Source organism: Lysinibacillus sp. FJAT-14745, assembly GCF_001275675.1.
GTDB lineage: Bacteria > Bacillota > Bacilli > Bacillales_A > Planococcaceae > Lysinibacillus.
On the sequence record NZ_LITM01000001.1, the window covers coordinates 230,334 to 231,368 of the forward strand.

A 1,035-nucleotide genomic window follows, 5' to 3' on the forward strand; every position below is an offset into this window, starting at 1 on the left:
AATTGAACCGCCGTATACGGATCCGTACGTACGGTGGTTGGAGAGGTCGGGAGTTAGTCACTCCCTCCTACTCGATTGTCGCTCAAATGTATGATAACGTGTTCCTTGAAATGTTAATAAGCCATAGTCATCATCTGCAATCTGTCCATAATCACGACCACTCATTTTTAACTTATTTCAGCGGTTGTCCAAACATCCGCTAAAATAAGTTAAAGCCTCCGGCGGATGTCACTGAATCGGAAAGGAGTTCTTTGTGCAAGCACAAAGCCGATTCTGGACGCAATTATGCCAAGGCATAATTGATTTCTAGCCGATCGCCACTTTGTACTTCGAAAGTTACATAGTACGATGTATGGGCACTAGAGTTACCAGAACCGCCACTAGTATTCGAACGTTTTGTTACGACCTTAGCGGGTACTGTTAATAATGGCTCGTTGTTGTTTTTCGACCATTGTAAGATACCTTTAACAATGGTAAATGCGATAACACCGAACACGATAAAAAACATGATTGAAATAAAAGTGGGTACAAAAGAGAATTCATTAAACCCAACCATAAAAGTCCTCCAATCTACGAAGTATTATGCTTGAAGTTGTTAAAAGGATTTATTTCAAGATCCACCACAACATCAATTACATCACTAAATTAATACACCACCTGTTTCTAGGAGAGTATTATTAACTAAATTAAAATCCCGACGGTCAATTAGTGCCTTAGCCTGGAAGCCACTTGCGCCTATGGTTTTACACTGTTTCCTGTATATACTGTTGTAAATACGATAGGATTCGTTCAATTTCCATATAAAGCAAACTTCTTATCTTCTAATTTTTCAATATATGTAGACGCAAATAAAATTTTTGGATAAATGTCAGCGTCAAAAAAGTCACATGCTTTTTCATGGAAAAGCAAACCGTATCTTACACGAATAATAAATTAAACAATTCAGATTTTCAATGAGTTTTTGGCTCATCACCAAAATCCGGGGATGACAAAATCAATGACCTGTTTCCAAACGTAAACGGAGGAAAAGATGGG

Annotated in this window: 1 protein-coding gene; it reads right to left on the reverse strand. The window is 38.0% G+C overall.

Translation table 11 applies throughout. From position 1 onward, the window contains the following. Window positions 1-283 precede the first annotated feature (283 nt). A complete protein-coding gene (locus tag AMS59_RS01150) occupies window positions 284-556 on the reverse strand; it encodes a DUF2500 domain-containing protein (protein WP_053481932.1) in 273 nt (90 codons plus the stop codon). Window positions 557-1,035 lie beyond the last annotated feature (479 nt).